21 protein-coding genes and 2 pseudogenes are annotated in these 23,063 nt (G+C 74.9%); 9 read left to right on the forward strand and 14 right to left on the reverse strand.

Translation table 11 applies throughout. The features are described 5' to 3' along the window. Positions 1–7: 7 nt before the first annotated feature. From JOF36_RS17130 to JOF36_RS17140, 3 genes are all read right to left on the reverse strand, one after another. Entirely contained in the window at positions 8–355 is a 348-nt protein-coding gene (locus JOF36_RS17130) for a phage holin family protein (RefSeq protein ID WP_210027927.1), read from the reverse strand. A 428-nt stretch (positions 356–783) separates the two neighbouring features. Then, positions 784–1,761 carry a hypothetical protein gene (locus tag JOF36_RS17135; protein ID WP_210027929.1) on the reverse strand — a complete coding sequence of 326 codons (978 nt, stop codon included), beginning with the start codon at positions 1,759–1,761 and terminating at the stop codon, positions 784–786. A 158-nt stretch (positions 1,762–1,919) separates the two neighbouring features. Next, positions 1,920–2,303 carry a cupin domain-containing protein gene (locus JOF36_RS17140; RefSeq protein ID WP_210027931.1) on the reverse strand — a complete coding sequence of 128 codons (384 nt, stop codon included), beginning with the start codon at positions 2,301–2,303 and terminating at the stop codon, positions 1,920–1,922. Between the two features lie 202 nt (positions 2,304–2,505). On the opposite strand from JOF36_RS17140, the gene JOF36_RS17145 reads away from it, so the two are divergent. The 5 genes from JOF36_RS17145 to JOF36_RS17165 are packed head-to-tail and all read left to right on the forward strand — an operon-like array spanning position 2,506 to position 7,886. After that, on the forward strand, positions 2,506–3,771 hold the full coding sequence (locus JOF36_RS17145; RefSeq protein ID WP_210027933.1) for a CaiB/BaiF CoA transferase family protein: 1,266 nt from the start codon (positions 2,506–2,508) through the stop codon (positions 3,769–3,771). A gap of 6 nt (positions 3,772–3,777) precedes the next feature. After that, a complete protein-coding gene (locus tag JOF36_RS17150; RefSeq protein WP_210027934.1) occupies positions 3,778–4,941 on the forward strand; it encodes an acyl-CoA dehydrogenase family protein in 1,164 nt (387 codons plus the stop codon). 49 nt (positions 4,942–4,990) lie between these two features. Beyond that, positions 4,991–6,058, forward strand: coding sequence for a TRAP transporter substrate-binding protein (locus JOF36_RS17155; RefSeq protein WP_210027935.1), 1,068 nt, complete (start codon positions 4,991–4,993; stop codon positions 6,056–6,058). Continuing rightward, on the forward strand, positions 6,055–6,597 hold the full coding sequence (locus JOF36_RS17160) for a TRAP transporter small permease (protein ID WP_210027936.1): 543 nt from the start codon (positions 6,055–6,057) through the stop codon (positions 6,595–6,597). Before JOF36_RS17155 ends, JOF36_RS17160 begins: the two co-directional genes overlap by 4 nt. Beyond that, complete coding sequence (locus JOF36_RS17165; protein ID WP_210027937.1) at positions 6,597–7,886, forward strand: TRAP transporter large permease; 1,290 nt, start codon at positions 6,597–6,599, stop codon at positions 7,884–7,886. Before JOF36_RS17160 ends, JOF36_RS17165 begins: the two co-directional genes overlap by 1 nt. 7 nt (positions 7,887–7,893) lie before the next feature. On the opposite strand, the gene JOF36_RS17170 is transcribed toward JOF36_RS17165, so the two are convergent. Then, the gene (locus JOF36_RS17170; RefSeq protein ID WP_210027938.1) at positions 7,894–8,562 is read right to left on the reverse strand and encodes a TetR/AcrR family transcriptional regulator; all 669 of its coding nucleotides are present in this window, start codon (positions 8,560–8,562) and stop codon (positions 7,894–7,896) included. 10 nt (positions 8,563–8,572) lie between these two features. Then, the gene (locus JOF36_RS17175) at positions 8,573–9,625 is read right to left on the reverse strand and encodes an enoyl-CoA hydratase/isomerase family protein (protein ID WP_307862434.1); all 1,053 of its coding nucleotides are present in this window, start codon (positions 9,623–9,625) and stop codon (positions 8,573–8,575) included. Between the two features lie 18 nt (positions 9,626–9,643). Between JOF36_RS17175 and JOF36_RS17180 the strand changes: the two genes are divergently transcribed. The 4 genes and pseudogenes from JOF36_RS17180 to JOF36_RS17195 all read left to right on the forward strand — a co-directional run bounded on the left by JOF36_RS17180 (position 9,644) and on the right by JOF36_RS17195 (position 14,331). Beyond that, complete coding sequence (locus JOF36_RS17180) at positions 9,644–10,993, forward strand: CoA transferase (protein WP_307862435.1); 1,350 nt, start codon at positions 9,644–9,646, stop codon at positions 10,991–10,993. After that, a complete protein-coding gene (locus JOF36_RS17185) occupies positions 10,984–12,351 on the forward strand; it encodes an amidohydrolase family protein (RefSeq protein WP_210027939.1) in 1,368 nt (455 codons plus the stop codon). The genes JOF36_RS17180 and JOF36_RS17185 overlap by 10 nt, the downstream gene beginning before the upstream one ends. Before the next feature lie 36 nt (positions 12,352–12,387). Next, positions 12,388–13,781, forward strand: a pseudogene (locus tag JOF36_RS17190) (aldehyde dehydrogenase family protein). A gap of 40 nt (positions 13,782–13,821) precedes the next feature. Further along, positions 13,822–14,331, forward strand: a complete 510-nt coding sequence (locus JOF36_RS17195) for a CinA family protein (RefSeq protein WP_210027940.1) — start codon at positions 13,822–13,824, stop codon at positions 14,329–14,331. 36 nt (positions 14,332–14,367) lie between these two features. Here JOF36_RS17195 and JOF36_RS17200 read toward each other — a convergent pair whose 3' ends face one another. The 9 genes and pseudogenes from JOF36_RS17200 to JOF36_RS17240 form a co-directional block, all read right to left on the reverse strand. Next, positions 14,368–14,610 carry a DUF6158 family protein gene (locus JOF36_RS17200; RefSeq protein WP_210027942.1) on the reverse strand — a complete coding sequence of 81 codons (243 nt, stop codon included), beginning with the start codon at positions 14,608–14,610 and terminating at the stop codon, positions 14,368–14,370. 39 nt (positions 14,611–14,649) lie between these two features. Then, complete coding sequence (locus tag JOF36_RS17205; protein ID WP_210027943.1) at positions 14,650–16,332, reverse strand: class I adenylate-forming enzyme family protein; 1,683 nt, start codon at positions 16,330–16,332, stop codon at positions 14,650–14,652. Between the two features lie 57 nt (positions 16,333–16,389). After that, a pseudogene (locus JOF36_RS17210) lies at positions 16,390–17,579 on the reverse strand (acyl-CoA dehydrogenase family protein). Beyond that, the gene (locus JOF36_RS17215) at positions 17,576–18,613 is read right to left on the reverse strand and encodes an LLM class flavin-dependent oxidoreductase (RefSeq protein WP_210027944.1); all 1,038 of its coding nucleotides are present in this window, start codon (positions 18,611–18,613) and stop codon (positions 17,576–17,578) included. The pseudogene JOF36_RS17210 and the gene JOF36_RS17215 overlap by 4 nt, the downstream one beginning before the upstream one ends. A gap of 77 nt (positions 18,614–18,690) precedes the next feature. After that, positions 18,691–19,353, reverse strand: coding sequence for a TetR/AcrR family transcriptional regulator (locus JOF36_RS17220; protein WP_210027945.1), 663 nt, complete (start codon positions 19,351–19,353; stop codon positions 18,691–18,693). 36 nt (positions 19,354–19,389) lie between these two features. Next, positions 19,390–20,178 (reverse strand): SDR family NAD(P)-dependent oxidoreductase, encoded by a 789-nt coding sequence (locus JOF36_RS17225; RefSeq protein WP_210027946.1) that lies wholly within the window; start codon positions 20,176–20,178, stop codon positions 19,390–19,392. Beyond that, entirely contained in the window at positions 20,175–21,416 is a 1,242-nt protein-coding gene (locus JOF36_RS17230) for a cytochrome P450 (RefSeq protein ID WP_210027947.1), read from the reverse strand. The genes JOF36_RS17225 and JOF36_RS17230 overlap by 4 nt, the downstream gene beginning before the upstream one ends. Continuing rightward, a complete protein-coding gene (locus tag JOF36_RS17235; RefSeq protein ID WP_210027948.1) occupies positions 21,413–22,561 on the reverse strand; it encodes a thiolase family protein in 1,149 nt (382 codons plus the stop codon). Before JOF36_RS17235 ends, JOF36_RS17230 begins: the two co-directional genes overlap by 4 nt. Continuing rightward, the gene (locus JOF36_RS17240; RefSeq protein ID WP_210027950.1) at positions 22,558–22,950 is read right to left on the reverse strand and encodes a Zn-ribbon domain-containing OB-fold protein; all 393 of its coding nucleotides are present in this window, start codon (positions 22,948–22,950) and stop codon (positions 22,558–22,560) included. The genes JOF36_RS17235 and JOF36_RS17240 overlap by 4 nt, the downstream gene beginning before the upstream one ends. Positions 22,951–23,063: the final 113 nt, after the last annotated feature.

Here is a 23,063-nt window from a genome sequence, read left to right on the forward strand (position 1 = left end):
GATCTCCTCACCGGCCCTTGAGGGCGTCCGGGACCTGTTTCATCGTGTCGACGGTCCGTTCGGGTGTCGGGTGGGTCCGGCGAAGGTTGCTGCGCCCGATCGTGAACGCGATCGCGGCGATCACGGCCCACAACGCGGCGACGAGCAGGCCCGCCCAGCCGCCGTCCATCACATTCGTCAATCCCGCCCAGAGCGCCACCGAGAGGAACAGCAGCACCATCGAGGCGGCGTATCCGGCGCCGCCGAAGCCGCCTGCGGCCTTGCCGGCCCTGCGGGCCTCCTGTTTCAGCTCGGCCTGCGCCAGCGCGAGCTCCTGGCGCATCAGGCTGGACAGGTCGCGCGAGACGCGGTTCATCAGGTCGCCGACCGACGGGTCGCCCGCACGGTGCCCGGGCTCGGCCGGGCGTGCTCCGGCACTCGCGGAGCCGGGCGCACCCCGGGAGCCGGGCGCACCCCGGGAGCCGGGCGCGGGGCCGGGTGGCGGGCCGGTCGCGGGATCCGGCGCAGGCCCGGGTGGCGGAGCAGGCGCGGGATCCGGCGCGCGCCCGGGTGGCGGGCCGGACGCGGGGTCCGGCGCAGGCCCGGGTGGCGGGCCGGTCGCGGGATCCGGCGCGGGGCCGGGTGGCGGGCCGGTCGCGGGATCCGGCGCAGACCCGAGCGGTGGGCCGGGCGGCGGTCCCGATGGCGATGCCGGTCGCGGGTCGGGCGGCGGTCCCGGTGGTGGGTCGGGCAGTGGACGGTCGGGGACGGGGCCGAAGGAGTCGGGCGACCCGCCCGGGGCGCTCACTGCGGCTCCTCGGTGACGCGCGGATCGCCCCGGCGGTCGAGCTCGTCGACGTACTCGCCCACGGTCGCCGAGCCCGGCCGGGGCGCGTGCGCGGGGCCGGTCCGCGGCGGTGGCGGCGCCGGTGGCGGTGCCTGTGGTGGCGGGGCAGGTGGCGGTGGCGGTGGTGGCGGCGGGACACCCTCGGAGCCGTGGCCGGTCGGCATCGGGCCACCGGGTGGCTCGTAACCCGGGCCCGGACGCGGCTCACCCTGCCCGGGGGTGCCCGGCGCCGGCGGCGCCGCCCCGTCCCAGGATTCGGTCGGCGTCGGCGTGGATGGTGGCGGCGGAGCCGGAGGCGGCGCGGCCGGTGCGGCCCGGCGTGCCCCGCCGTCCTCGGGCGGGAGCCCCGGGTGCGCGTACTGCTCGGGTGCTGCCCGGGGGAACGGTGGTCGGTCGTCCTCCGGGGCCGCCCGATCCGGCTCCGTCTCGTGCTCCACCACGCCGCGGGTCAGCCTGCCCGCCAGTACCCCGGCCAGCGCGGCCCCGGCCAGGAACGTCCCCGGGCGCCGGCGCGCGAAGGTCCGCACCTGCTCCACCAGGTCTCCCGGTTCGTGTTCCTCGAGCCAGCCCGCGAGCCGCTCGGCCCGCTCCGCGGCGTCGTGGGCCAGGTCGGCCACGGGACCGTCCGACCCGTTGCCGCTCAGCGCCCGGAGCTCGTCGGCCAGGCCGCGCACGCCGCCCGCAGCCTGCTGCTGGGTGGCGCTCGCCTGCTCGTGCATCTGGTCCCGCGCCTCACCCAGCAGATCCGTCGCCTGCCGCCGGGTCGAGTCGGCGACGTTGCGGACCTCGTCCGCGGCGGTACCGGCGACGTTGCTCCCTGCCTCCGCGGCGGTGCGGCCGACCTCCTCGCCCTCGGCCCGGGCGGTCTCGGCCGTGCGCCCGACCGTGTCGCGCCCCGGCCCGCTCTCCGAACTTGCTGCTGACGTCTCCCGCACGTCGCGCCCCTCTCACTCGCCGTCGTCACCGCGATACCCGCGGCCGGACGGCGGACACCGGATGCTCCGGATGCCGCCCGGAAACACCCGATCGGGCCACGCTGACCGACGGTCCGGGAGTGGGAGACGTGAACCCGGGGTGAGCGCGCCGGAGTCGTTCACTCCTCCGTGAAGTGGTATTCGACGTCGGCGAAGCCGTCCGCGGCGAGCGCGTAGAACACCGAGAGCGTCGACGAGGTCGTGTTCCGGATCCCGTGGACCGCACCGCCCGGCACGAACACCGTGCTCCCCGTTCGCACGGGCAGCGCGTCATCACCGAGGTCGACGACGCCGTCACCGGACTGCACCACGTACAGCTCCGGCGCGACGTGCCAGTGCGGCGCCAGGCGTTCGCCCGGGGCGAACTCGGCGACTCCCGCCGTGAGGCCCCGCGTCGGCGTGATCTCCCGGCTGAACAACGTGCGGAACGTGAGCGCCCCGCGTACCGCGTCGTCCCACCGTTCGGGGTCGCCGTCCCCGAGATGCCGGGCCAGGTGGTTCACCGTCGCCTCCGTTTCGCCGAGGTCGTCCGGCTACCCGGCGTCCGGGGCGTCATGCGGTGGGTCGCGGACGTCACCAGAACCCGACACGGAACCCGACACGGAACTCGATACGGGACACGACTGCCATGTTGAGATTCTCGTCCCACGTAGCTAGGTTCGTCGCATCTGACGGACGACGGCGTTCGGGTACGGGGAGCGGAATGTGACGACTTCGGATCGGCACGAGCACGTCGGCGGTGGCTCCGGCGGTGACTCCGGCGGGGCCCCGGCCACACCGGGCCCCGGCGGCCCCCTCGACGGCATCACCGTCGTCGACCTCACGTCGACCTTCATGGGCCCGTTCTGCACGCTGATCCTCGCGCAGTTCGGCGCCCGGGTGATCAAGATCGAGCCGCCGGGCGGCGACATCCTGCGCGGTGTCGGCGACACCGGGGGGCACGGGCTCGGCCCGATCTTCCTCAACGCCAACCTCGGTAAGGAGAGCGTCGTCCTCGACCTGCGCGACGACGCGGACCACCGGCGCCTGCTGCGCCTCATCGAGGACGCCGACGTCGTCGCGCACAACCGCCCCGCCGGCTCCGACGAGCGGCTCGGCATCGACTACGAGACGCTCCGCACGATCAACCCCGCGGTGATCGTCTGCGCCATGCGCGGCTACGGGGCAGGCGGCCCGTACGGGTCCGAACCCGCCTACGACGACGTCATCCAGGCCGTGTCCGGGCTGGCGGCGAACCAGACCGGCCGGGGCGAGCCGCAGTTCGTCCGCAGCCCCGTCTCGGACAAGGTCACCGGCATGCTGGCGATGGGGGCGATCTGCGCCGCGCTGGTGGAGCGCGCGAGATCCGGTCGTGGCCAGGCGATCGAGGTCCCCATGTTCGAGACGATGGCCCAGTTCCTGCTGGTCGAGCAGCAGGGCGGCTACGTCTTCGACCCACCCCGCGGGGACACCGGCTACGCCCGGACCGACTCGCCGTTCCGCCGCCCGTACCGCACCCGCGACGGGCTGGTCGGCGTGCTGCCCTACACCGACGCGCACTGGCGCACCCTGTTCGAGGTGCTCGACGCCGGCGACCGTGCCGACGACCCCCGGTTCGCGACCATCGGGGCACGCAGCCGGCACATCGACGAGCTCTACGAGTGGCTGGACGGCGAGCTCGCCACCCGCACCACCGCCGAGACCGTCGAGCTGTTCCGCCGGGCGAAGGTGCCGATCATGCCGGTCAACGGGATCGCGGACCTGTTCACCGACCCGCACCTCGACGCCGTCGACTTCTTCCGGAGCACCGAGCACCCGCAGCTCGGCACGGTGCGCCACGCCCGGTCGCCGGTGCGGTTCTCCCGCAGCGGATCCGGCCCGTTCGCCCAGGCGCCCGCCCTCGACAGCCACGGCCGGGAACTCCGGGCCGAGCTCGACGACCGATCCGCACCGCCGTCCCCGACGGGTGCGGCGTACTCCGAGGAGCAGTGACCGGCGATGGACTTCACCGAGGACGACGACCTGCGGACGGTCCGGCGCGCCGTCGCCGAGCTGGCCGCCGGGTTCGACGGGGAGTACTGGGAACGCCACGACCGTGAGCACGCGTTCCCCTGGGAGTTCTACAAGACCTTCGCCGACGCCGGCTGGCTGGGCATCTCGATCTCCGAGGAGTACGGCGGCGGCGGGCTGGGCGTCGCCGCCGCCGGGATCATGCTGGAGACGCTCGCGGCCTCCGGCGGCGCGATGAACGCCTGCACCCCGATGCACCTGGGCATGTTCGGGATGAACGTGGTCGCCAAGCACGGGTCGGAGCAGATGCGGCGCGAGACCCTGTCCCGCGTCGCGACGGGCGAGCTGCACGCCTGCTTCGGGGTGACCGAACCGGACGCCGGTACCGACACCTCCCGGATCAGTACCCGCGCGGACCGGGACGGGGACGGCTACGTCGTCAACGGGCGCAAGGTCTGGATCTCGAAGGCGGGGGAGAGCGAGGTCATCGTGCTCGCCGTCCGCACCGCGCCCCGCCGCGACGACGCACCGATGCACGGGATCTCGATCCTGCTGGTCGACATGGCCACCCCCGGGATCGAGGTGCGCCCGATCCCGAAGATGGGACGTAACGCCGTCGCGTCCAACGAGGTGAGCTTCGACGACGTCCGGGTGCCGGCGAGCGCCCTGGTCGGCACCGAGCACGAGGGCTTCCGGGTACTGCTCGACGGGCTCAATCCCGAACGCATCCTCATCGCGCACGAGGCACTGGGCATCGGCCGGGCCTCGGTGGACGCCGCCGTGCGCTACGCGGGCGAGCGGACGGTCTTCGGCCGGCCGATCGGGCAGAACCAGGGGATCGCCTTCCCGCTGGCCGAGGCGACGGCCCGGCTCGACGCGGCCGAGCTGGTCTGCCGCAAGGCCGCCTGGCTCTACGACAACGGCCATCCGTGTGCCCGCGAGGCGAACACCGCGAAGTACCTCGCCGCCGACGCCGGGTTCTTCGCCGCGGACCGCGCGATGCAGACCTTCGGTGGCATGGGCTACGCGGAGGAGTACGGGATCCCGCGCTACTTCCGGGAGGCCCGGCTCATGAAGATCGCCCCGGTCAGCCAGGAGCTGGTACTCGCCTACATCGCGCAGAACGTGCTGGGCCTGCCCAAGTCGTACTGAGCCTGCTGAGCGACGCCTGCGGAGCGAACACCAGTACTGAGGAGGTCCGATGCTCCCTCGCACGGTCCGGTTGCTGGCCCTGGCCTGCGCCGTCGGGCTGGTCACGACCCTGACGGCGTGCGCAGGAGATCGGGAGGGTCCACCGGGGACGTTCACGCTCGTCGTCGGCGACTCGTTCCCGACCACGCACCCGTTCTCCCGGGACGGGGCGCAGTTCTTCGTCGACCGCGCGACCGAGCTCTCCGGTGGCCGGCTGCAGTTCGACTACCACCCGTCGGAGAGCCTCGGGGCCGCCGAGGACTTCGTGAACCTGGCCCGCTCCGGGGTGGTGGACATCGCGATGGTCTCGCCCGGCTACGTCTCGGCGCAGCTGCCGCTCTCCGGGGTCGCCGACCTGCCCGCGATGACCACCGACCCGTGCCGGGGCGCGCTCGGGCTGGAACCGCTGCTGGCCGAGGGCGGGGTGCTGTACGAGGCCGACTTCGCCCCGGACGGGCTGCACCCGCTGGTGGTCGGCGTGGTCACCGGCTACGAGGTGATGACCGGCGGCGGTGTCGCCGTCACCGATCCGTCCGACGTCGCGGGGATGGTGCTGCGCTCGTCGGGCGGCGCGATCGACCGGACGGTGAACCACCTCGGCGCTGCCCCGGTGGCGATGCCGGTGACCGAGATGTACGAGGCGATCTCCCGCGGCACCGTCGACGGCACCGTGCTCGGTCCGCTGAGCGCGCTGCCCTACCGCCTCGACGAGGCCGCCACCCACTCCACGCTCGGTGCGCAGCTGGGCAGCTTCACGATCACCTACTCGATCGGCCGTGACACCTGGGACGGGCTGCCGCCGGACCTGCAGGACGTGCTGACCCGGGCCGGGAAGGACACGAACCGGCACCTGTGCCGGGCGGTCGCCGACTACGACGCGCAGTCCCGGGAGAAGCTGGCGGCCGGCGGCCTGGCCTTCCACCGGCTCACCCCGGACGAGGAACGCCGGTGGCGCGAGGCGGCCGCGCCGGTGCGCGAGGAGTGGGTGGCCGACATGGAGCGCATGGGGCTGCCCGGCCGGGCGGCGCTCGACGACCTGCTGGCCTCCCAGCGCGCCGTGGCGGAGCAGGGCCGGTGAACGCCTTCGCGACCGGCCTGCGCCGGCTCGAGGACGCACTGGCCGCGGTCGCCGCGCTCGCGCTGCTCGTGCTGACCGCGCTGATGGTGCTCGGGGTGGTGCTGCGCTACGTGGTGGCCGAACCGCTGTCCTGGGCGCTCGGGTTCACCACCGAGTACCTGCTCACCGCGATCTTCTTCCTCGGCCTGCCCTACACCGTGCGGGCCGGGGCGCACGTGCGGATCGACCTGCTCTACCGGCTGCTCGGGACGCGGGCGCGGTGGTGGTGCACCGTCGTCGGCGGGGTGCTGTCGGCGCTGTTCGTCGCGCTCCTGACCTGGGGCGGGATCCGGCTGGCCGCGGGCGCCTGGGCGGGCGGGGACATCCCGCCGCCCGGTGGGGCGGAGCTGTCCTGGCCGGTCTGGACCGCGGTGGTCATGGTCCCGATCGGGACGGGGGTGGCACTGCTCCGGTTGCTGTACCTGCTCGCCGTCCCGGAGCAGGACCTCCCGGCGGACCCCGCGGCGGACTCCGTGGCGACCGGGGAGGTGGACCACTGATGCTGGTCCTGCTGGTCGTCGTCCTGCTGCTGGTGCTGCTGCTGATCCGGATCCCGGTCGGGTTCGCGATCGGGATCGCGGGCTCGCTGGGCCTGCTGCTGCACGGCGGGTTGCCGGAGCTGCTCGGGGTCCTGGAGGTCTCTCCGCACACCGCGGTGACCGCGTACTCGCTCACCCCGATCCCGCTGTTCGTCCTGATGGCACAGTTCGTGCTGCGCAGCGGGGTCGCCGGGAGCATGTTCGACAGCGCACGCACCTGGGTCGGCCGGACCCCGGCCGGGCTCGGGGTGGCGACGACGCTGTCCGGTGCGGTGTTCGCGGCGATCTCGGGTTCCAGCACGGCGGCCGCCGCCACGCTCGCCTCGACGGCGGTGCCGGAGATGACCCGCCGGGGCTACGACGCGCGGCTCGCGACCGGCCTCGTCGCGGTGGTGGGGACGCTGGCGGCGATGGTGCCGCCGAGCATCATCCTGGTCTTCTACGCCGTGCTCGCCGAGGAGAGCGTGGGCGAAGTGCTCATCGCCGGGTTCCTCCCGGGCGCGTTGGTCGTCGTCGCGCTGATCGTGACGACGCTGCTGCTGGTCCGGCGCCGCCCCGAGCTGGCACCGCGCGGGGAGCGGTACCCGCTCGCCACCAAGGTCCGGACGCTGACCGTGATCGGTCCCGTGATCTTCCTGTTCGGGCTGGTCACGGTCACCATCTACCTCGGGCTGGCGACGCCGACCGAGGCCGCGGCGCTGGGTGCGGCGGGCGCGCTCGGGATCGGCCTGGTGCAGCGCACGCTGGATCTCGCACGCATCCGGGCGGCCCTGCTGGAGACCCTGTGCACCACCGCGATGATCCTGCTGATCATCGCCTCGGCGCACGTCTTCGGCCACGTGCTCACGCTCAGCGGGGTCACCGAGACGGTGGTCGACGCGGTGGCCGCGATCCCGGCCGCCCCCACGGTGATCTTCCTCGGGATCGCGCTGGTGTACCTGGTGCTCGGCGCGTTCATGGACCAGATGGCGATCCTGGCGCTCACGGTGCCGGTTGTGCTGCCGGTGGTCGAGCAGCTCGGCTACGACCCGGTGTGGTTCGGCGTGATGGTGGTGCTGCTGGCCGAGATCGGGCTGGTCACCCCGCCGCTCGGGCTGAACGTGTTCATCGTGGCGCGCTCGACCGGGCTGCGGTCGGAGGAGGTCTTCCGCGGCGTCGTGCCGTTCGTCGTGGCGATGCTGGTGCTCGTGCTGCTGTTCACGTTCGCCCCCGGCCTGGTCCTGTGGCTGCCGGGCACGATGGGTGGCTGACGCAGGCTCAGCCCGGCTCGGGCTCCGTCTGTGCCAGCACACCGGCGAGCACCATCCGGGCGGTCCAGCGGATGATCCTGCTCCGCTCGTGCGGGTCGTCGACGCGGCACGCGTCCTTGAGCGCGATGAACGACTCGGTCCCGGCGAGCATGGCGAGCGCGGCGACGAGATCGTCGTGGACGTCCTCGTCGAGCCGGTCGCGTGCCGGTTCCACGGCGTCGCCCATCCAGGTGAGCCGGCGGCCCTCGAGGAGGCGGACCTCGCCGGGGCGGCCCGGCTCGAGCCGGGCCTGCTTCTCCAGCGAGAGCCGGATGATGGCGCGGAACGCGGCCTCGTGCTCGGCGATCCGGCCGTGCATCGTCCGGAGCACCCGGTCCACCCGCTCGGCCGGGTCGTCGGTGTCGTCGACCTCGGCGCCGCCGGGCTCGTCGAGGGCGTCGACGACGCTGTCCATCGACGCCTCCAGGATCAGGCTCTCCTGGGTGGGGAAGTAGCGGTACGCCGTCGTCCGCCCGACGAGTGCCGCGTCCGCCGCCTCGCCGACCGAGGGGACCCGGCCCTCGTCGAGCAGCGTCCGGGCGGCGTCGAGGACCGCTTCCCGAGTCCGTCGTTTCTGGTTGATGCGGCCGGACGCCAGCGGGTCGCCCGGGCGCCGTGACGGGACACCCTTTCCCATGACGGCAACACTACGCCGATGACGGTGGTTCCGGTCGGGTACCGACGGCGTCGACCAGCCCCCAGGCGAGTGCGGTGGGTGTGTCGAGCGTCCGCCCGGTGAGGGCGAGGTGCAGGGTCCGGGCCCGGCCGATGCGCCGGGGCACGCCGACCGTCCCGCCCGCACCGGGGATCAGTCCCATCGCGATCTCGGGCAGCCGGAACGTCGTGTCCTCGTGCGCCACCACCCGCCCGGCGAACGCGGCGAGCTCCACCCCGGCTCCCACACAGGGGCCGTGCACCCGGATCTCGGTGCGCGCGGCCAGCCGGTGCAGCGGGGCCGCGGCGCCGCCCGCGGTACGGACCAGGTGCGCGGTGACCGGATCGGGCGTCGTGCCGAACTCGGCCAGGTCGCCGCCGGAGCAGAAGCAGGGGCCTGCGCCGTCGATCACGACGCCGAGGCCGGGGCGGGCGGCGGCGAGCGTCTCGGCGACGTCGAGCGCGTCGACCAGGGCGTCCCGGAGCTGCCGGCCGTAGGCGTTGCGGCGGCGGGGACGGTTGAGCGTGATCCGCAGCCGGTCGCCGTCGAGGGCGGGCAGCACGGGGTCGTCCACGTCCGGGGGCGGCGGGCGGTCTCCCCGGCCGGCCAGCCAGCGGGCGAACTCCGGACCGCCGAGCAGCATCGAGTAGGCGAGGGACTCGGCCTCCAGGGCGGCCGGCACCGTCAGGCCGGGTGACCAGCGCAGCAACCCGGCGAGCACGACGGCGGCGTGCGGGTTCGCGGTGACGGCGGCCCGCAGCTCGGCGGTGCCGGCATCGCGGTCGGGGACCGGCACGCAGCGCGGGTCTGTCGCGCTCCGCGAGCCCGAGCGCGCCGTGCTCCCCGCCGGGACGAGGGTCAGATCGGTGCGGTCCAGCATCGCGTCGGGCACGCGGGCGGGATCGGAGCTCCACCCGATGACGATCCGGCCGGTGGCGGGTTCGGGCGCCGGGTCGCGGTCGAGGTCGACCACCGTCAGCGGATCGCCGAGGACCGTTCGGGGGCCCGGCGACATGACCGCGCCCGCGACAGGGGTGGAGTGCACCGCACTAGTCTGCCGGGTGTGACGGTGGCGGGGGCCGGGCACCCGGACGGTGCGGAGGCGGACTGGGCCCGGTCGGGCGTCGTCGCGCTGACCGGCCATCCCGACGGGCCCCCGCTGGTGCCGCCGGGCCGAGGCGCCTCGCTGGCCGTCGATCTCGCCGGGCGGCTGCGGGCCGCGACCGGCGGGCGCATCGATCTCGACGGTGCGGCGTTGCTGGGGGAACGCGCGGCGTTCACCGGTCATCGCCGGTCCGGGCGGGTCTCGCCCGGCGGACACACCCGGTTGCTGCCCACGGCCGACGGCTGGGCGGCGCTGAGCTGCTCGCGGCCCGACGACCCACTGCTCTACGGCGCGCTGGTCGGTGCCGAGCTGCCCGCCGACCCGTGGCCCGGCATCGCCCGCTGGGTCGCGGCCCGCTCCGGCGCGGCGCTGGCGGAGCGGGCCGAGCTGCTCGGGCTGGCCGCCGGCCCGGTGGCGTCCGCGGAACCGGCGCGCTTCCCGAGTGGCGCGCTGCGGGCGGCGGCAGGTCTGCGGGTGGTGAGTTTCGGTGCGCTGTGGGCGGCCCCGCTGTGCGCGCACCTGCTCCGCACCGGCGGCGCCGAGGTGATCACCGTGGAGACCCCGGGCCGTCCGGACGGCGCCCGCCACGGCTCGCCGGACTTCCACCGGCTGCTGCACGGCGGCGAGCGCAGCGTCGTACTGGACCCGGTGCGGGACCGGGCGGCGCTGCACGCGCTCGTGCGGTCCGCCGACGTCGTGATCGAGGCGTCCCGGCCGCGGGCGTTGCGCGGCTTCGGGGTCGACGCCGCGGCGGAGACCGCCCGTGGTGCGGCGTGGGTGTCGGTGACCGCGGCCGGGCGGGACTCGAACCGGATCGGGTTCGGGGACGACGTCGCCGCCGGGGCCGGCCTGGTCGCGCACGACGCCGACGGGCTGCCCGTGTTCTGCGGCGACGCACTGGCCGACCCGCTGAGCGGGCTCACCGCGGCGGTGTGGGCGCTGGCGGAGCCCGGGACGGTGCGGGAGGTCCCGATGGCCGGTGTGGTCGCCGCGACGCTGGCCGGAACGGCGGGCGCCGACGGCCCCTCGCCGGCGTGCCGGCGCACCGGTGACGGCTGGGTGACCCCGGCCGGGCATCCGGTGGCGCGACCCGGCCGGCGCGAACCGGTGGGGACCGCACCGGAGGCCGGCGCCGACACCGCGGCGGTGCTCGCCGGACCGGGGCCGGCCGGCTCGGGGCTCGCCGGACCGGGGCCGGCCGGCTCGGGGCTCGCCGGACCGGGGCCCGCCGGATCGGAACTCACCGGACCGGAACTCGACGGACCGGGGCTCGACCGACCGGGGCCCGACGGGGCGCCGTGCTGCTGACCGGCGTCCGGGTGGCGGGGCGGATCACCCGGGTACGCATCGCGGGGGAGCGGATCGCCGCCCTCGGCCCGGACCTGACCCCCGGGCCCGGCGAGGAGACGCTCGACGGCGGCGGGGCACCGCTGCGCCCCGGCGTGGTCGACCACCACCTGCACCTGCACGCCCTGGCGGCGGCCGGTGCGTCGGCCCGGTGCGGCCCGCCGGAGGTACTCGACGCCGCCGCGCTGGCGGCCGCGCTCGACGCCGCCCCGGGCGACGCGCACGGCTGGGTCCGGGGCATCGGCTACGCCGAGACCGTCGCCGGGGACCTCGACGCCGCCGCGCTCGACCGGCTGCACGACCGGCGCCCGGTACGGGTACAGCACCGCAGCGGTGCACAGTGGACGTTCAACCGGCTCGGCGTCCGGCTGCTCGGGCTCGCCGGGGCCGACCATCCCGGGATCGAGCGCGACGGCTCCGGAGCCCCGACCGGCCGGGTCCGGCGGGCCGACGCCTGGCTGCGTGACCGGCTCCCGCCGACCGGCCTGCCGGACCTGGGCGCGGTCGGGCAGCGGCTCGCGCGGCACGGGATCACCGCGGTGACCGACGCGACGCCGGATCTGGGACCTGCGGCGCTGGAGCACGTGCGGGCCGCGGTGCGGGAGGGCTCGCTGCCCCAGCGCGTGCAGCTGCTGGGGGTCGCCGTCGGCGCGCACGTCCGCGAGCCGCTCCTCACCACCGGGCCGTACAAGATCGTGCTGGCCGACTCCGGCCTGCCCGGGTTCGACGAGCTGGTCGCGACGATCCGGGCCGTCCACGGGACGGGGCGGGCCGTGGCCGTGCACTGCGTGACCCGCGAGGCGCTGGTGCTGCTCCTCGCGGCGCTGGCCGAGGCGGGCAGCCGGGCGGGTGACCGCATCGAGCACGCCGCACTGGTGCCCGCCGAGCTGATCGACGAGCTGGCCCGCCTCGGGGTCGCGGTCGTCACGCAGCCGGGCTTCCTCACCGACCGCGGTCACGACTACCTGCACGACGTCGACGCCCGGGACCGGGACGACCTGTACCGGTGCGCCCGCCTCACCGCGGCGGGGATCCCGCTCGCCCTGTCCAGTGACGCCCCGTACGGCCCGCTCGATCCGGCCGTGGTCCGGGCCGCGGCGGTGACGCGGCGGGTGCCCGGCGGTGCGGTCGCAGGCCCCGGTGAGCGGCTGCCGCCGGCCCGGGCGCGCGCGGCGCAGCACGGGCCGCTCGACCGTCCGGGCGGGCCGCCCGGACGGGTCGCCGCGGGACACCCGGCCGATCTCGTCCTCGGTGACGGCGCCGGTGGGGTGCGGGCGCTGCTGGTCGGCGGGCGACTCCGCTACGAGGCCGCTCGGTGAGGTGAGGACGACCGGTTTCCGGGTACCCGGCGCGTCGTGACACTCACCGACCCGACCCCGCAGGACACCACCCAGGCCGGCGAACGCACCATCCTCGATCCCCGCACCGGCGAGGTCGTCGGCCGGCTGACCCCCGCCACCTCCGAGGAGTGTGCCGCCGCGGTCACCGCGGCCGGGCGGCGGCCACCGGCTGGGCCCGCACGCCCGCCGCGCAGCGGGGCGCCGCCCTGCACGCCGCGGCCGCCGCCGTACGGGAGGCGGCCGACGAGCTCGCCGACCTCACCGAGCGCGAGACCGGCAAGCCGTACGCCGACGCACGCGGCGGGGTCGACGCCGGCATCGGCACGCTCGTGCAGTACGCCGAGCTCGGGCCGGTGCACCGCGGACGCACGCTGCACGGCGGCTGGGACGCCACCGACCTGATGATCCCCGAGCCCCGCGGTGTGGTGGCCGTGCTGACCCCGTGGAACGACCCGGTCGCGGTCGCCGCCGGACTGATCGGCGCGGCGCTCGCCACGGGCAACACGGTGGTGCACAAGCCCAGCGAGCGGTGCCCGGCGACGGGGCGGCGTTTCGCGGAACTGGTCGCGGCGCACCTGCCGCCGGACGTCCTGCGGATCGTGGACGGCGACGGTGCTGTCGGTGCCCGGCTGTCCACGGCGGACGTGGACGTCGTCGCGCACGTCGGCAGCACGGCCGCCGGGTCGCAGATCCGCCGGGCCTGCGCGGTCACCGGCGCCCACCCGATCCTGGAGAACGGCGGCAACGACCCGCTCGTCGTCGACGCCGGCGTCGACCCGGTCTGGGCCGCGGAGCAGGCAGCCCTCGGTTCCTTCGCCAACTCGGGCCAGATCTGCGTGTCCGTCGAGCGGATCTACGTCCACGCCGACGTGGCGGAGCCCTTCCTCGACGCGCTGACCGCACAGGCCCACGACTGGGCGGAACGGATCGGGCCGATGGTCGACCGGGCCCAGCGCGCGGACGTGCACCGGCAGGTCACCGGGACGGTGGCGGCGGGCGCGCGGCTGCGCACCGGCGGCGAGCTGCCCGACGGGCCCGGCGCGTTCTACCCGCCGACGGTGCTGGACGGCTGCACCGCCGACATGGCGCTGTTCGCCGAGGAGACGTTCGGCCCGGTCGCGCCGGTGCGGGTGGTCCCGGACCTCGACACTGCCCTGCACGAGGCCGCCGACGACCGCTACGGGCTCGGCGCCACCGTGCTCACCGCCGACATGGGCCGTGCCCAGACCGCGTGGCGGACGCTGCCCGTCGGGACGGTGAAGATCAACGCCGTGTTCGGCGGTGCCCCCGGCGGGGCGGCGCAGCCGCGGCGGGCGAGCGGCCAGGGCTTCGGCTTCGGCCCGGAGTTGCTCGACGAGATGACCACGGTGAAGGTGGTGCACCTGGAGCCGGCGCCGACCGGCCCGTGACCACCCCGACGTAGCGACGTAGCTGTGAGGCCCACCGAGCATGAACGACGAGACCCTCGACGACCTGGCCGAGTCCGTCGCCCGGCGCGCGCACCTGCTCGGCCGCACCGTCGCCGTCGCCGAGTCGCTGACCGGCGGCATGGCCTCGGCGGCCCTGGCACGGGCCGAGGGGGCGGCCGAGTGGTTCCGCGGCTCGGTCGTCGCCTACTCCAGCGAGGTCAAGTACGACCTGCTCGACGTACCCGACGGCCCGGTCGTGAGCGGGCCCGCGGCCGCCGCGATGGCACGGCGGGTCCGCGAGCTGCTCGGCGCCGATCTCGCCGTCGCCGTGACCGGCTCGGGCGGGCCGGACCCGCAGGACGGCAAGCCACCGGGCACCGTCTACCTGGCCGCCGCGGGGGAGCCCGGCGGCGAGGAGGTGTTCCGGCTCGACCTGGAAGGGGAGCCGGGGGAGATCTGCGGGTCGGCCGCGGCGGAGGTCCTGCGGGTGCTCGTGGCCCGGCTGACCGCGCAGCAGCCGCCGGTCGGGGCGACCGGCGGCTCCGGCTGAACCGCGGCTACTGCGACGCAGGCTACTGCGACACGGCTACTGACCGGCCTCCTCGCGGCTGCCGGCCCGCGTGCGCCTCCGGTCCGGCGCCGCCTCGGCGGGGAACCGGCGCAGGAACTCCTCCTCGAGCTCCAGCATCCGCCGGGTGTGGGTCTGCAACGCGTCCTCGGACCCGCCGAGGACGGTGTCGTGACGGGTGTCGTGCAGGTGGGTCATCTCGCCCCGGAGCTCGTCGTCGGCGAGCTCGGTGGGCGGGACGCCGTGCGGTCGATCGGCCATACCTCGTACGTACCCGCGCAGACCGCGGCCATGCTCACCTCACCCGGTGATCCGCCGCCCGGACGTGAGACGCGGCGCCTCGGTGATCCCCTGCTCGCGGAGGAACTGCGCGGCGCGCTCACGCAGGACGAACTTCTGGATCTTGGTGCCGGACATCGGCCACTCGTGGACGAAGAAGACGTAGCGGGGCACCTTGAACGTCGCGATCGCGCCGAGACAGAAGTCGATCAGCTCCTCGGGCGTGGCCGAGGCTCCCTCGTCGAGCAGCACGAAGGCCGCGGGAACCTCCCCGTAGCGGTCGTCGGGGGCCGCGACGACCTGCACCATGTGCACGCCCGGATAGGTGCCGAGATGGCCCTCGACCTCGGTCGGCGAGACGTTCTCACCGCCGACCTTGAGAATGTCGCCGAGCCGGCCGAGGAACGTGAAGCGTCCCGCGTCGTCACGGACCAGCAGGTCACCGCTGTGGTACCAGCCGTCCGGATCGATCCGCCGGGCGGTGAGCTCCGGGTCCCGGTGGTAGCGCACGAACCGGTACGCGCCCCGGAAGACGAACTCGCCGGGCGTCCCGTCGGGCACCGGCTCCCCGGTCGCGGGGTCCACGATGCGGGCCTCCATGCCGGGGTTCACCCGGCCGGCCGTCCGGGCCCGGACGTCGGGGGGATCGTCGAGCGAGCCGATGCAGCAGAAGCCGGCCGACTCGGTGCTGCCCGTGCAGGAGACCTGCACCGCGTGCGGGAGCGAGGCCTGCATCGACTCCATTCGCTCGGGCGGTCCCACGTTGACCACGACCCGCAGCGCGGACAGGTCGGTCCCGGCGAAGCGCGGGTGGCGGAGCACCGGCAACCAGATCGTCTCGAAGGCGGGGAAGGCGACCGTGCAGCGCAGCTCGCCGAGCTGCGCCAACGCCACGTCCGGTGCGTAGGGGCCGGTGTGGACCATGGTGCACCCCGCCCAGAGGGAAGCGAGGAGCACGTCGTAGCCGCCGACGTGGAAGAACGGCAGCGGGGTCCAGAACCGGTCCGCACCGGTGAGCCGGAGGGCCTGGGCGATCTCCTTGCCCTGCTGGACGTAACCGGCGTGCGTGTGCAGGCATCCGCGTGGCCGCGAGGTCGTCCCCGACGTGTAGATCATGACGAACTCGTCGTCGCGGTCGGGGCCGTCCGGGCCGCCCGGGCCGTCCGGGCCGTCCGGGACAGCGCCGGTGTCCCCGCCCGCCGACCCGAGCCGGGCCAGGTCGACGACGTGGCGCAGTGCCGGGGCCTCGGCCGGCCGGACCGGGCGCCTGCCGCCCGCCAGCGAGGGCAGCGCCGCGTTGACCTCGTCGGCGAAGCGCGCCGTGACCAGCAGCACCCGCGCGTCACCGTCGTCGAGGACGTGGCGCAGCTCGCCGGCCCGGAACCTGTTGTTGACCGGCAGCGAGACCGCGCCCAGCCGCGCGACGGCGAGGATCGCCACGACCGTCTCCGGGTCGCCCTCGGACAGGATGGCGACGACGTCGCCCCGGCCGACTCCCAGCGTCCGCAGGTGGGCGGCTGCCCGGCCGCTCGCCGCGGCGAGGTCCCCGTAGGACAGCGTGCGGCCGGGGAAGGCGATGGCGGCCCGGTCGGGATGCTCGCGGGCGCGCAGGTCGAGGAGCCCGGCCACGGTGGGGATGGCCGTCGTCGCGGAGGCCGGGCCGGGGTCCGTGGGGGCCGGGGCGGTCGGGGACGGGATCGACACGGTCTCACCTCGTTGTCAGGGTGTCCGGATCGGACGGCGACGCCGCCCGGAAGCGGGTCAGAACGAGCGGGGCAGGCCGAGACTCTCGCCGACGTAGTTGCGGGCCATCTCGTTGCTGATCGGGCCGATGCGGTAGAGGCGCGCGTCGCGCCAGTAGCGCTGCATGTCGAACTCCTCGGCGTAGCCGTAGCCGCCGAGCACCTGGATGCCGAAGTCGGCCGACTCGACCGCCCACTCCGAGGTCAGGCACTTCGCGGTGGTCGCGGCGACACCACTGGGTTGCCCGGCCTGTTCGAGCCGGGCGGCCCGATAGGTCAGCAGCCGCGCCGCCTCCAGCTTCATGGCGATGTCGGCGATCCGTGCTGGATCGCCTGCATGCCGCCGATCGGCTTGCCGAAGGCCTCCCGCTGCCCGGCGTAGGTCACCGCGTCCTCCAGCACGCCCCGCAGGATCCCGGTGCACATCGCCGCGACCATGATCCGTTCGGCGTTGAGCGAGGACGTCACCTGCCGCCAGCCCTCGTCGAGGGTGCCCAGCAGGTCGTCGTCGGGTACGAACACGTCCTCGAAGCGCACCTCGCAGGAGCCGAGCGACCGCATCCCGATCTTCGGGATCGGGGTCGCGGTCAGCCCCTCGGACCGCCGGTCGACCAGGAACACCGACAGGCCGCGGGAGGGTTTCGCGTGCTCGCCGGTGCGGGCGACGACCATGATGCGGTCCGCGACGTGTGCGGTCGTCGACCAGATCTTGGTGCCGCGCAACACGTGTCCACCGTCCACCGGGCGGGCGCGGGTCGTCATGGCGCGCAGTACGTCGGTTCCCCCGTCGGGCTCGGTCATGGCGAACGCGAAGCGGAGATCACCCGCGGCGACCCGCGGCAGGTAGTGGCGCCGCTGGGCCTCGCTCCCGTGGTTCAGCACGGCCCGGGCGCCGGACCACACCGTGATCCCCCACATCCAGGCGAGCCCGGCGAGGGACCGGGACAGCTCCTCGCAGACGATCGTCTGCTCGACCAGCCCGCCGCCCTGCCCGCCGTACTCCACCGGGATGCCGATCCCGTTCAGCCCGGCGGCGGCGATCCGCCCGGCGAGCGCCTCGGGGAACTCGGTGGCCGCCTCGAGCTCGCGGGCGACCGGCTTCGGGCACTCGCGTTCGACGAAGTCGCGGACCATGTCGCGCAGTGCGCGCTGCTCGTCGGTGAGGTCGAGCACCGGGTCGGTGACCGGCGGGTCGGAGGTGGCCGTCATGTCGTCGCCTTCCCCGTCCGGTCCTGCAAGGGACCGATGACCTCGGCACCGAAGCGGGCGATCGCCTCGAGGGTCGCCTCGTGCCCGGGGCCGCCGGGCTGGCGCATCCGCAGGGCGAGGTAGTCCGCCCCGGTCCGCGCCCGCCAGTCGGTGATCTCGGCGCGCAGCTCCTCGCCGGTGCCGTAGAGGAACCGTCCGGGCGCGACGAGCTGCGGGGTGAAGTCCGCCCGGGACCCGACGTCGCGGACCCACGGTTCGAACTCCGGGAGGTAGACGCCGACGTTGAAGTAGAGCCGGTGCACGGCCATCGCGTGCGGGAGCCACACCTTCTCGCACGCCGCGCGGGACTCGCCGATCCAGGCGTCGCGGAACATCCCGATGCCCACCTCCCGCCCGGCGCGGGCCGCCTCGGCGCGGACGGTCGCGGCCAGCTGCGCGACGACGTCGACGTGCCGCTGCGGGTCGCTGAGCCACAGGTCCGCCCGCCGGGCCGCGAGCGCGAGGCCCCGCGGCCCGTGCGATCCCATGATCACCTCGGGGCGCCGGCCCCCGTAGGGCGCGGGTGTCACGTGTCCCTGCCAGCGCCCGGTCCGGCCGGTGACGTCGAACGGTTCGCCGCTCCAGGCCGCGTCCACGACGTCGAGCAGGTCCCGGAGCAGGTCGAACCGGGCGTCGCGATCGACGCCGTAGAGCCGGAAGTCGGCCGGCAGGTGCCCGACCCCGACGCCCAGCATGGCACGGCCCCTGGTCAGCCAGCTCGTCATCGCGACGTCCTCGGCCAGCCGGACGGGATGGTGGAGCGGGGCGGGCACGACGGCCTGCCCGACGCGGATCCGGCGGGTCCCCTCGGCCAGCGCCGCCCCGGTCAGCAGCGGCGACACGATCCCGCCGCCGCGGGTCTGGTGGAACTCCGGGAGGAAGAACGCGTCGAACCCGGCCTCGTCGGCCGCGCGTACCTCGGCCCGGAGCTGGTCGAGCAGGACGTCGAGCGGGCTCTCGACGTCCTGGATCGGGCACACGAGACCGAACCGCACCGCGCCTCCCCGTTCCGGGATACTCACCCGGAACGTATCAGACGACTGTTTGGTAGAACAGCGTCCGCGGGCGGTGCTCAGCCGCGGACGGACTTCCCGGATGTCGCGCGCGTCGGACGGGGCGGTGCGGCCAGTGCCCCGGACAGACCGTGCACGCCACCGCCGGCCAGCAGGCCGCCGAGGACCAACGCGAACATCTCGTCGGCCAGTGCCTGGTCGGCGTCGGTCCCGCGGGGGACGAACCAGTGCTGCATCCAGTCGAGCATCCCGACGATCGCGCGCGCCGCGATCCGCGGGCTGCCGGGCAGCGACAGCTCGCCGTTGCGGGCGCCCTCGGCGATCAGCGACTCGATCGCCGAGACGTACTGCCGGTCCATGTCGTCGAACAGCGCGAAGGCGGGGGAGCGGGGCCGGCCGACGTGCTGCAGGTAGACGAACGCGGCGGGGTAGTGGTCGGTGAACACCCGGACCTGGATCCGGATCAGCTCGCGCAGCCGGACCGCGACGCTGCTCCCGGTGTCCTCGCGCAGGCGTTCCAGCTCCTTGAGCAGCGCACGCGCCGGGCCCTCGACCACGGCCAGCAGCAGCTCCTCCTTGCTCCCCACGTAGTTGTAGACGCTGCCCTTCAGGATGCCGACGCGGGCGCCGATCCCCTCGAGGGTCGCGTGGTCGTAGCCGTGCTCGCGGAACTCCTCACCGGCTGCGGTGACCAGGTCCGTCCATCGGCTGGGCCGGGGCATCGTTCTCCTTCGCTCGGGGCCGGGTCGGGTCGGGTGTCAGTGCATGGTCCAGCCGCCGTCCACGCACAGCGTGCTGCCCGTGATGTAGGAACCGGCGGGCGACGTCAGCAGCAGCAGCGCCCCCGCGAGCTCGTCGACCGTGCCGATGCGCCCCATCGGGATCCGCTCGACCGCGCGGGTCAGCGCATTCTCGCTCGCGACGAGCGGCGCGGTCATCTCGGTCTCGACGTAGCCGGGCGCGAGCGCGTTGACCCGGATGCCGTGCCGGCCCGACCACTGCTGGGCCAGGTCCCGGGTGAGCCCGAGCAGTCCCGCCTTCGACGCGGAGTAGGCGGCCTGCGGGACCGTCCCGGCGGTCAGGCCCAGTGCCGAGGCGACGTTGACGACGGCCCCGCCCCGTCCGCCCTCGATCATGGCGCGCCCGGCGGCCTGGCACATCTGCAGGGCGCCGACGAGGTTGGTCTGCAGCAGCCCGGCGGCGCGTGCCGGGTCGTCGTTCTCGGCGCGGGCCGCGTACCCGGTCCCGGCGTTGTTCACCAGGATGTCGGGGCCGCCCAGCTCCTGGCGGGCGGCCTCGACGAGTGCCCGGCAGTCCTCGGCCTGCGCGACGTCGGTCCGGACCGCCACGCAGCGCCGGCCCAGTGCCCGTACCGAGCGGGCGACCTCCTCCAGCTCGGTGGTCCGGCGGGCGCCGATGGCGACGTCGGCTCCCGCGGCGGCGAGCACGAGGGCGAACCGGGCTCCGAGCCCGGAGGAGGCGCCGGTGACGACGGCGGTGCGGCCGTCGAGCCGGAACGCGGCGAGCGGGTCCGGTGGCGCGGTCACGACGCCGCGATCCGCACCGGGAACGACTCCATCCCCCGCGACAGCAGGACCGGTGCCCAGCTGGGTTCCTCGACCAGAGCCGGGCCGGGAAGCCGTTCGAGGATCCGGCGCACCGCGATCCCGGTCTCCAGCCGCGCCAGCGGCGCGCCCAGGCAGTAGTGCATCCCGATCCCGAACCCGAGCTGGCGCCCCTGCTGCCGGGTGATGTCGAAGCGGTCGGGATCGGCGAAGACCTCGGGGTCGCGGTTCGCCGACGAGGGGCTGAGGAACACCCGCTGCCCCCGGCGCAGCAGGCGCCCGCGCAGCTCGACGTCCTCGGCCATCACCCGGGCCACCGTCTTGGCCGGGCCGTCGAAGCGCAGCATCTCCTCGACCGCGCTCCCCGTGAGGTCGGGGTCGGCGGCGAACAGGGCGGCCTGGTCCGGGTGCCGGAGCATCGCCCGGACCCCGCAGCCGATCAGGTTGGTGGTCGTCTCGTGCCCGGCGAACAGCAGGAGCACGCCGGTGGCGATGACCTCGTCGTGGGTCAGCGCATCGTGCTCGTCGCGGGCGGCGATCAGCCCCGACAGCAGGTCGTCGGCGGGCTCGCGGCCCCGCTGCGCGACCAGATCGGTCAGGTAGCCGGTCAGCTCGGCCATCCCGCGGGAGCCGCGGTCGTGCCGGCCGGAGTCGGCCATCCCGCCGAAGACCAGCCCGGTGATCTGGTCGGACCACTCCTTGAAGTGCTGCTGGTCGGAGCGCGGCACGCCGAGCATCTCGGCGATGACCGAGGCGGTCAGGGGATAGGCGAGCTCACCGATGACGTCGATCCGGTCGCCGCCGCGCCCGAGCGCGGTGTCGAGGAGCTCGTCGACCAGCTCTTCGATCCGGGGCCGGATCCGGCCGACCGCGCGGGGGGTGAAGCTGCGGCTGAGCAGCCGGCGCAACCGGGTGTGGTCCGGCGGGTCCTTGAAGACCATCCACTCCTCGAGCACGCCGAAGGCGGCCCGCAGGCCCGGGTCGGTGTCCGGGCCCTCCAGCTTGGCCTGCCGGTAGGGGGTGATCCGGTCGGAGGAGAAGCGCGCGTCGCGCAGCGCCGCGTCGACGTCGTCGAACCGGGTGACGAACCAGGAACGGAATCGCTCGCTCCAGTGCACGGGATCGTGCTCGCGCATCGCGGCGAGCATCGGGTAGGGATCGGCGACGGCGGCCGGGGACAGCAGGTCCGCGTGTGCGACGTCGGTGGCGGTCAGGGTCACGGTGCCTCCAGCACGGCGACGGCGCAGGCGTTCCCGTCCAGCACGGACACCCCGCCGCCCATGGTCTCGACCAGGCCGAGGCGTGCGCCGTCGACCTGGCGCCCGTTCGCGTGGCCGCGCAGCTGCCACACGATCTCGGCGATCTGGGCCAGTCCGGTGGCCCCCAGCGGATGCCCGCGCGACAGCAGGCCGCCGGAGGGGTTGACCGGGAGGGAGCCGCCGAGGGCGGTGGTGCCGTCGGCGGCCGCCCGGCCGCCCTCTCCCGGGCCGACGATCCCGAGCGCCTCGGTGGTGACGACCTCGCCGATGGTGAACGCGTCGTGCACCTCGGCGACGTCGACGTCGGCGACCGAGTCCAGCCCGGCCGCCTCGATCGCGTCGGCCGCGGTGTCCCGCACGATGTCGTGTCCCCAGACGTGCGGGGACCGGTGGTCCCACGGCGCGCCGCTGCGCAGGGCGATCCCACGGACGGTGACGGCGGTGCCGGTGACGTCGGTGCCGGTACCGGTGGCCGGGCCGAGGACGGCGGCGGCCGCGCCGTCCGAGGTCGGGCAGCACTGCAGCACGGTGAGCGGGTCGGAGATCATCCTGGAGTCCAGGACCTCGGCCACGGTGTAGCTACCCGAGTACTGCGCCCGCGGGTTGTGCAGGGCGTGGGCGTGGTTCTTCACCGACACCGCGGCGAGCTGCTCCTCGGTCGCGAGCCCCAGCTGCAGGTAGCGCGCGGCGCCCATCGCGTAGAGCGCGGGCAGGGCGAGCCCGCCGCGTTGCTCGGGATCGGTGGGCTCCGGGGTGATCGCCCCGGAGAAGGCGCTGCTCATGTGCTCCAGCCCCAGTGCCAGCACGTTCCGGTACCGGCCGAGCCGCACGGCCTCGTGGGCCTCGACGAAGGCGGTGGTGCCGCTGGCGCACGCGTTCTCGACGGTGATCACCGGGACGCCGGTGATGCCGAGCGCCCGCAGTACCCGCTGGGCGACCCCCGCGGGCCCGAACACGGTGCCGACCCACACGGCGTCCACCCGCGTGGTCCCGGCGTCGGCCAGCGCCTCGGTCACCGCCCGGTGGGCGAGCGCGACCAGGTCCTGATCGGGCTGGCGGCCGAAGTGCGACGTGCCGACGCCGAGCACGCCGACCTGCCCGCTCACGACGCCACCTCGACCTGCGGGTCGCCCGCGTCGGACGGGCCCAGCAACCGGACCCGGGTGCCGAGCGGCAGCGGGTCGGCGGTGCCCACCACGTGGGCGAGCACCCGCGGGCCGTCGTCGAGGTCGACGTAGGCGAGGCCGTAGGGCGGGGTGCGTCCGGGAACCGGGATCCGCACGACCGTGCTGCTCCAGACCACACCGCCCGGCCCGAAGGTCGCGGGATCGGCCGGACCGCCGCAGTCGGGGCACGACGGCCACGGGTAGGCGGCCACGTGACCGCAGGCCGGGCAGCGGATGCCGCGGATCTCGTCGGAGCCCGGGCCGGCGTGCCACCGGGGCCGGGGATCGAGATCGCTCACGTCCGGCGGGCGACTGGCTGTGGGGTTCATCGGCGGAGATATAAACAAACCCCGGGTTGCTTAGCAAGGGACAGCAACACGGGAGAACGCACATCGGGCGGGGCATGTTGACTTTGCAGGTGAAGCGGGTCACTATCTCTCCC

It is taken from the genome of Pseudonocardia parietis, from assembly GCF_017876315.1.
Taxonomy (GTDB): Bacteria; Actinomycetota; Actinomycetes; order Mycobacteriales; family Pseudonocardiaceae; genus Pseudonocardia; species Pseudonocardia parietis.

Excerpts from the sequence above, each read along its gene's own strand:
- JOF36_RS17200 (WP_210027942.1), bottom strand. The coding sequence starts at position 14,610 with ATGGCCGATCGACCGCACGGCGTCCCGCCCACCGAGCTCGCCGACGAC.
- JOF36_RS17170 (WP_210027938.1), bottom strand. The coding sequence starts at position 8,562 with ATGGGAAAGGGTGTCCCGTCACGGCGCCCGGGCGACCCGCTGGCGTCC.
- JOF36_RS17150 (WP_210027934.1), top strand. The coding sequence starts at position 3,778 with ATGGACTTCACCGAGGACGACGACCTGCGGACGGTCCGGCGCGCCGTC.
- JOF36_RS17155 (WP_210027935.1), top strand. The coding sequence starts at position 4,991 with ATGCTCCCTCGCACGGTCCGGTTGCTGGCCCTGGCCTGCGCCGTCGGG.
- JOF36_RS17195 (WP_210027940.1), top strand. The coding sequence starts at position 13,822 with ATGAACGACGAGACCCTCGACGACCTGGCCGAGTCCGTCGCCCGGCGC.
- JOF36_RS17220 (WP_210027945.1), bottom strand. The coding sequence starts at position 19,353 with ATGCCCCGGCCCAGCCGATGGACGGACCTGGTCACCGCAGCCGGTGAG.
- JOF36_RS17240 (WP_210027950.1), bottom strand. The coding sequence starts at position 22,950 with ATGAACCCCACAGCCAGTCGCCCGCCGGACGTGAGCGATCTCGATCCC.
- JOF36_RS17130 (WP_210027927.1), bottom strand. The coding sequence starts at position 355 with ATGAACCGCGTCTCGCGCGACCTGTCCAGCCTGATGCGCCAGGAGCTC.
- JOF36_RS17165 (WP_210027937.1), top strand. The coding sequence starts at position 6,597 with ATGCTGGTCCTGCTGGTCGTCGTCCTGCTGCTGGTGCTGCTGCTGATC.